Annotated in this window: 5 protein-coding genes; 1 reads left to right on the top strand and 4 read right to left on the bottom strand. The window is 73.5% G+C overall.

Annotation, left to right across the window (positions count from 1 at the left end):
- Positions 1-129: 129 nt before the first annotated feature.
- The 4 genes from ACFWYM_RS35470 to ACFWYM_RS35455 form a co-directional block, all read right to left on the bottom strand.
- Positions 130-2,271, bottom strand: coding sequence for a hypothetical protein (locus tag ACFWYM_RS35470; protein WP_384846679.1), 2,142 nt, complete (start codon positions 2,269-2,271; stop codon positions 130-132).
- A 147-nt stretch (positions 2,272-2,418) separates the two neighbouring features.
- Complete coding sequence (locus ACFWYM_RS35465; RefSeq protein WP_384846824.1) at positions 2,419-2,799, bottom strand: DUF6113 family protein; 381 nt, start codon at positions 2,797-2,799, stop codon at positions 2,419-2,421.
- A 104-nt stretch (positions 2,800-2,903) separates the two neighbouring features.
- Positions 2,904-3,827 carry an N-acetyl-1-D-myo-inositol-2-amino-2-deoxy-alpha-D-glucopyranoside deacetylase gene (gene mshB, locus ACFWYM_RS35460; protein ID WP_384846677.1) on the bottom strand — a complete coding sequence of 308 codons (924 nt, stop codon included), beginning with the start codon at positions 3,825-3,827 and terminating at the stop codon, positions 2,904-2,906.
- A 92-nt stretch (positions 3,828-3,919) separates the two neighbouring features.
- Positions 3,920-4,114, bottom strand: coding sequence for a hypothetical protein (locus ACFWYM_RS35455; RefSeq protein ID WP_384846676.1), 195 nt, complete (start codon positions 4,112-4,114; stop codon positions 3,920-3,922).
- Positions 4,115-4,264: 150 nt separating this feature from the next.
- Here ACFWYM_RS35455 and ACFWYM_RS35450 point away from each other — a divergent pair, with 150 nt between their 5' ends.
- Positions 4,265-6,403 carry an alpha/beta fold hydrolase gene (locus ACFWYM_RS35450; protein WP_384846674.1) on the top strand — a complete coding sequence of 713 codons (2,139 nt, stop codon included), beginning with the start codon at positions 4,265-4,267 and terminating at the stop codon, positions 6,401-6,403.
- Positions 6,404-6,673: the final 270 nt, after the last annotated feature.

The raw sequence follows: 6,673 nt of genomic DNA, 5'->3' as shown, positions 1-6,673 counted from the left end.
GGGCCCTGGGGCCGTCGGGTGCGGGGGCGCTCCACCACGGGGGGGGGGCGGGGGGGCTCGATGAGTGAGCCCGCCCGGCCCTCGGGGTGCGTTCCGGTCGACTGACCGATGCGAACAGTTGGTGCCGGGTCAGCTGGCGTTGGTCTGGATCACGCCGACGCGCTGTGCGGGGGTCTTGCCGATCAGCGCCTTGTTCATGGCCTGGGCGACGTCTGTCGGCTGCACCGGGGTCTTGTCGCCGTTGCCGCGCTGGATCAGCACGCCGTCGAAGGTGTTGCCGTACAGCGCCTTGAGCGCCTGGAGGTTGTAGTGCACCTGCAGGCTGCCGTCCTTCGCCATCCGCGTCTCAAGGATCTTCGGCAGCGACTTCGCCGGGCCGAACGGGAGCGACTTGCCGCCCGCCTGGATCGTGACGTTGGCCGACATGGCGGGCTTGGCGAACTCCTTCATGAACTTGTCCACCGCCGCGTTCGTGACCTTCGGCTTGCGGTCGGTGACGGGCACCTGCACCGACCCGGCGCTGCCCGTCTGCACCTGCTTCCTGTACGCGTCCGCGACCGCGGCCGTCGACGCGTCGACGTCGATTCCCTTGCCCGCCTTGCCGTACACGGGGACGGCCTTGCCCGGCGTGAACTTGACCGTGCCGTCGCTCGCCGAGCCCGAGCCGCCCGCGGCCCGCTCCAGGGCGGCCGCCAGCTTCTCCTCGTCCACCGGCATGACGGGCTCGACGACGCGCTCGCCGCCGAAGAGGGAGCCGACCACCGAGACCGGGTTGTAGTCGCTGCCCGCCGCCTCGCGGACGGTGGCCAGGCTGTCCAGCGTGAGGCCCGCCTGGTCCGGCTTGAGCGCGACCTCCTTGCCGTCCACCGAGAGCTTCAGCGGCTTGGTGACGCGCTCGCCGAGGGCGCCGTCGAGCTTCTTGACGGCTTCGTCGCGGGTGCCGCCGCCGATGTCGACGCCGAGGACCGTGGTGCCCTTCGGCACGTCGGCGTGGTTCATCAACAGCCCCGCGCCGTACGCCCCGCAGGCAAGGACGACGACGCCCACGGCCACCAGGACCAGCTTGTTGCGCCCCTTTTTCTTCTTGGGCGCGGACGTGGTGCTGGGCACGTCGGGCTGCACCGGCTCGGGGAGGCGGGGCGGGGTGTGCGGGCCCGGCTCGTCGAGCGGGGAGCGCTGCTGGGGGCCCGTCGCGAACGGGGAGTTCTGCGCGGGCGGTACGACGGGGATGCCGCTGTTGAGGGTCTCGCCGGAGACGTTTCCGCCGGGGGCGCCAGGTCCTCCGGGGGCGCCGGGACCACCGGGGGCGCCAGGTCCTCCGGGGGCGCCGGGACCACCGGGGGCGCCCGGAGCGCCCGGTCCACCGGGGCCTCCGGGGCCGCCCTGGGCCGTCGGCGGGGCGGGCTTCTGCGGCGTGAGGATGGCGGTGTCGTCGCTGATGCCACCGGGCCGGGGTGCGTTCGTCACGTGCGGGCCGGGCGGCGTCGGCGGGGCCAGGGGGCTGTCGCCGGTGACCGGGCCACCGGTCGGGCCGGCGGGACCGGCGGGACCGGCGGACCCGTCGAAGTCACCGAAGTCGTCACCGGCACCAGCACCAGCACCAGCACCAGCACCAGCCGAGAAGTACGGAAGGTCACCGCGCTGCGGCTCACGCCCCTGCGGCGCCCCGCTGCCCAGCGGACCCGACGCGACCGCGCCGGACACGTCGAAGGAGCCCGTACCGCCGCCGCTGCCGCCGGACGGGGCGGAGGGAGCGGCGGGGGGCGTGATCGGCGTACCGGCCGCGGGAGTTGAGGAGGGGGCGGCAGGCGATCCCGTGGCGCCGCCCTGCGGGCGCGAGGGGCTCTTGCGCGGCGCGAACCAGTCGCTGGCCGGCTCCGCGGGCTCCTCGCTCGCGGGCCCCTCGGGCGAGGTGTCGGCAGCCGGTGCCGGGGCCGTGGCGCCCGCACCCGGTCCCGCGCCGTTCGCGGCACCCGGCGACGGCTCGTCCGTCCCGCGCCCCGCGTCCTCCCCCTCACCCATCGGCGTGCGCATGACGACCGGAGGGATGGGACGCGAGCCGGGGATGTTGATCCGGATGCGCGTGGTCAGCGTGGTCTGGGTCTCGGGCTCGTCGGGCCGCTCGTCGGCCGACTGGCGCTGCGCACCCTCCGGACCGCCGCCGACGGGGCCGCCCTGCGCGGGCGAGCCGTACGGCGGGGTCCCCGAGGGGTAAGCGGCTCCACCGCGCCCCTGGGGCCCGGAGGACGAACTGTCAGTTTCACGACTCAAGGCAGGTTCTCCCGGTTGGCTCCACCGCCCGTTACGACCTTCGACTGCTCGGGCGGCTCGGCGGCGCGCACCACCATACTGTCCACCGCCGACACGCAAGCTGTGACCGACGTCAAACCCGTGACGGGCGCGGGCGGAAGTGGTACGTCACTTGCCAAGTCGGGCGCTGTGCCCGCCTGGTTGCGGTGACTGGGCGAGGGTGGCGCACATCACAGCGACGCCCATCCCGCCGAGCAGGAAGACATACGAGCCGAGGCCCGCCCCGAACAGAAAGTCCCCCTCGGGCCGCGTGGCCGTCAGGAACAGCACCACGACGACCCACCCGGCGGCGGGCGCCACCGCACCCGCCCGGGTCCCGGTGGCGCGCGCCCCGCCGAAGAAGGTGCCCGCGGCGCCGAGCAGCGCGAGCAGCAACCCGCCCGGGAACCAGCCCGCTTGGACGAGGGCGCCCGCGACGCCGACCACGGCGCCGAGCACCAGGAGCCCGGCGTAGACGGCGATCCGCACGACGTCGACGGGCTGCGCCATGAACCCGCCGGGCGCGGCCGGGGCGCTGCCGCCCCCGCCCCCGCTCCCGCTCCCGCTCCCGCTCCCGCTGCTCGACGGCCCGGACGCCGCCTTGGAACGCGTACTCACTGCGCTGCCACCCCCGTCACCCTTTCGAGTCCGAGCCCCGCGAAGAGATCCGTCTCGCGCTCACCGGCGGGCGCACCGGAGTCGCCCTGCACCAACTCGTAGTACTCCACGTCGAAGACGGGCTGCGCGAGGCCGTTGGAGAGGACGAACAGCGGGCCCTGCACCTCGACCTGGGTGGCGTGCGCGGCCATGGCCGCCGCCTTGGCGCGCGCGTGGGCGCGTCCGTCGATCTCGGCGGTGATCCGCTCGTCGCCGGTGACGCCCGGCACGTCCGCGACGGCTGCGGCCCGGGTGAACGGAGACTGCGGGAGCGCCTCGTCGACGAGCCACCGGAAGCGCTCCTCGACCACGGAGCGCGGCGCCCGGTTCCAGTAGATCTTGTCGATCTGGTGCGGTTCGCCGAGGTCGGCGCGGAAGGCGCTCTCGGCGGCGAGCTCGGCGGCCCGCATCGCGACGCGGTGGGCCTGGATGTGGTCGGGGTGGCCGTAGCCGCCGTCCGGGTCGTAGGTGACCAGGACCTGCGGGCGGACCTCGCGGATCACCTCCACGAGGGACGCGGCGGCCTCGTCGAGGTCGGCGGACCAGAAGGACCCGTCCCGGTGGTTCTGCTCGGCGCCCATCATCCCGGAGTCGCGGTACCGCCCGGTCCCGCCGAGGAAGCGGTGGTCGGCGACGCCCAGCTCCTTCATCGCGGCGGACAGCTCGCCGATGCGCTGGGCGCCCAGGGCGTCCTCGCGGTCGGCGGCGAGATGGGCGAGCTCGGGCGGGATGACCTCGCCTTCCTCCCCGAGCGTGCAGGTCACGAGGGTGACCCGGGCGCCTTCGGCCACATATTTGGCCATCGTTGCGCCGTTGTTGATCGACTCGTCGTCGGGGTGCGCGTGCACGAGCAGCAGGCGCCGGGCGGGCGGTTCCGTCATGGGACCACCCTACGAGCCCGCGCGCCCGCGCCCCTCACCCACTGAAGCCCGCGCCCTCCACCCGCCGAGGGCGGCGCTCGGAACGTGGTGTCTCAGAACTTGATGTCCTCGATCATGCCCGCGACGTTCGTCGTCAGCTCATTGATGGTCGGCGCCACGGAGGAGCTCGCCAGATAGAAGCCGAGGAGCACGCAGGCGACGGCGTGGCCGCCCTTGAGACCCGACTTCTTGATCAATAGGAAGACGATGATCGCCAGTAGCACCACCGCCGAAATCGAGAGTGCCACGGCGGCTCACCTCCAAGATCCAGATCCGTACCCTGAGCGGACACACCAGCAGGTTCATACCCACGAAGCGCTACGGATCATAACTATCCGTGCGGACGCATGAGTCGGAGCACAGCAGCACAAGGGGCGCATGCGCCATAGTCTCGAGGAATGACCACGGAGACCACCGCGTACGTTTCATTCCCGCGCCGGCACGCCCGCACCCAGCGCTTCACCCTCGGCGCGCCCCGCGCGTTCACGGTGGCGCCCGACGGATCGCGCGTGGTGTTCCTGCGCTCCGCATCGGGCACCGACCGGGCGGGCCAACTCTGGGTCCTGGACCTGGAGAACGGCGGCGCCGAGCGCGTCGCGGCCGATCCGCACGCCCTCCTGGACGGCGCGGCCGAGCGCCTCTCGGCCGCCGAGCGGGCACGGCGCGAGCGCAGCAGGGAGGGCGGCGCGGGCATCGTCGGCTACGCCACGGACGCCGCCGTGGAGGTGGCGTCCTTCACCCTCTCCGGGCGGCTCTTCGCGGCGGAGCTGCGCGCGGGCACGGCGCGCGAACTCCCCACGCCCGCCCCCGTGATCGACCCGCGCCCCTCCCCCGACGGCCGCCACATCGCGTACGTCTCCGGGGGCACCCTGCGCGTCACGGCGGCGGACGGCACGGACGACCGCGCCCTGGCCGAACCCGACGCGCCCCAAGTCACCTACGGCCTGGCGGAGTTCATCGCCGCCGAGGAGATGGACCGGGCGCGCGGCTTCTGGTGGTCGCCCGACTCGGACCGCCTCCTGGTCGCGCGCGCCGACGACGCCCCCGTACAGCGCTGGTGGATCGCCGACCCCGCGCACCCCGACCGCGAGCCCGCCAAGGTCGCGTACCCGGCGGCGGGGACGCCCAACGCGGACGTACGCCTCTTCGTCATGACCCTGGACGGCGCCCGCACCGAGATCGCCTGGGACCGCGCCCGCTATCCGTACCTGGCGCGGGTGCACTGGTCGTCGGCGGGCGCCCCTCTCCTCCTCGTCCAGGCGCGCGACCAGCTCAGCCAGCTGTATCTGGCCGTGGATCCGGACGACGGTTCGACCCGTATGGTGCACGCGGACGAAGATCAGGAATGGCTTGATCTTTTCCCTGGTTCGCCGTGCTGGACGCCGAGCGGGCGGCTCGTCCGCATCGTGGACGAGGCCGGCGCGCGCGTCCTCGCGGTGGGTGAACGCCCCCTGACGGGACCGCAGTTGCACGTGCGCGCGGTCCTGGACGTGGCGGACGAGGACGTGCTGATCTCGGCGTCGGCGGGCGCCACGGCAGCGGAGCCGGAAACGGGCGAGATCCATGTCTACCGCGTCAACGAACTGGGCGTGGAGCGGCTCTCCCAGGAGCCCGGGGTGCACTCGGCGGTGCGCGCGGGCGAGGTGACGGTCCTGGTCTCGGCGACGCCCGACCGCCCCGGTGCCCAGGTCACGGTCTGGCGCGACGGCAAGCAGACCGCGGCCATCGCCTCCCACGCCCAGCGCCCGGGGCTCACGCCGCGCATCACGCTCACGGAGGCGGGCGCGCGGCGCATCCCGTGCGCGGTCCTGCTCCCCCGCTCGTACGAGGAGTCGGACGGCCCGCTTCCGGTGCTCCTTGACCCCTACGGCGGCCCGCACGGCCAGCGGGTCCTGGCGGCCCACAACCCGCACCTCACGTCGCAGTGGTTCGCCGACCAGGGCTTCGCGGTGATCGTCGCGGACGGCCGTGGGACGCCCGGCCGCTCGCCCTCCTGGGAGAAGGCGATCCGCGGCGATTTCACGGTGACCCTGGACGATCAGGCCGACGCGTTGCAAGACTTGGCGCACCGCTTCCCGCTCGACCTGACCCGCGTAGGCATCCGCGGCTGGTCGTACGGCGGCTATCTCGCGGCGCTCGCGGTGCTGCGGCGTCCGGACGTGTTCCACGCGGGGGTGGCGGGGGCGCCGGTGACGGACTGGCGCCTCTACGACACGCACTACACGGAGCGCTACCTGGGCGACCCGACGGGCCCGGCGCCCGCCTCCGACGCGTACCGGCTGAGCTCCCTCGTCACGGAGGAGGGCCTCGTCTCCCCCGAGGAGCCGCACCGGCCGCTGATGATCGTGCACGGTCTGGCCGACGACAACGTGGTGGTGGCGCACGCGTTGCGCCTCTCCTCCGCGCTGCTCGCGGCGGGGCGGGCGCATGAGGTCCTGCCGCTGTCGGGCGTCACGCACATGACGCCGCAGGAACAGGTGGCGGAGAATCTCCTGCTGCTCCAAGTCGACTTCTTGAAGCGGTCGTTGGGCCTCTGAGGGGGTCTCGGGCGACCGGCTGGGGTGACATGGCGCACCCCAGCCGGTCCACGGCACCCGCACGGCCGTACGGGATTCAGTGTGGGGTGCGCGTATATCGGGGGCGGGTCGTGGCGGTTGCCCGCTTGTTTCTTCTCTTCCCCGATCCCGCCCCTTCCCGAATCCGGCGACTCCGTCGCCCTGGGGCAGCCTTCCTGGGGCTTCGCCCCTAGACCCCCGTATCGGCCTGGACGGCCTCGTCCTCAAGCGCCGGACGGGCTACAGATAGCC

It is taken from the genome of Streptomyces sp. NPDC059009 (assembly GCF_042740175.1).
Lineage (GTDB): Bacteria > Actinomycetota > Actinomycetes > Streptomycetales > Streptomycetaceae > Streptomyces.
The sequence above is the reverse complement of the archived record's forward strand: the minus strand, read 5'-3'. Positions and strand labels throughout refer to the sequence as shown.

Excerpts from the sequence above, each read along its gene's own strand:
- mshB (WP_384846677.1), bottom strand. The coding sequence starts at position 3,827 with ATGACGGAACCGCCCGCCCGGCGCCTGCTGCTCGTGCACGCGCACCCC.
- ACFWYM_RS35465 (WP_384846824.1), bottom strand. The coding sequence starts at position 2,799 with ATGGCGCAGCCCGTCGACGTCGTGCGGATCGCCGTCTACGCCGGGCTC.
- ACFWYM_RS35450 (WP_384846674.1), top strand. The coding sequence starts at position 4,265 with ATGACCACGGAGACCACCGCGTACGTTTCATTCCCGCGCCGGCACGCC.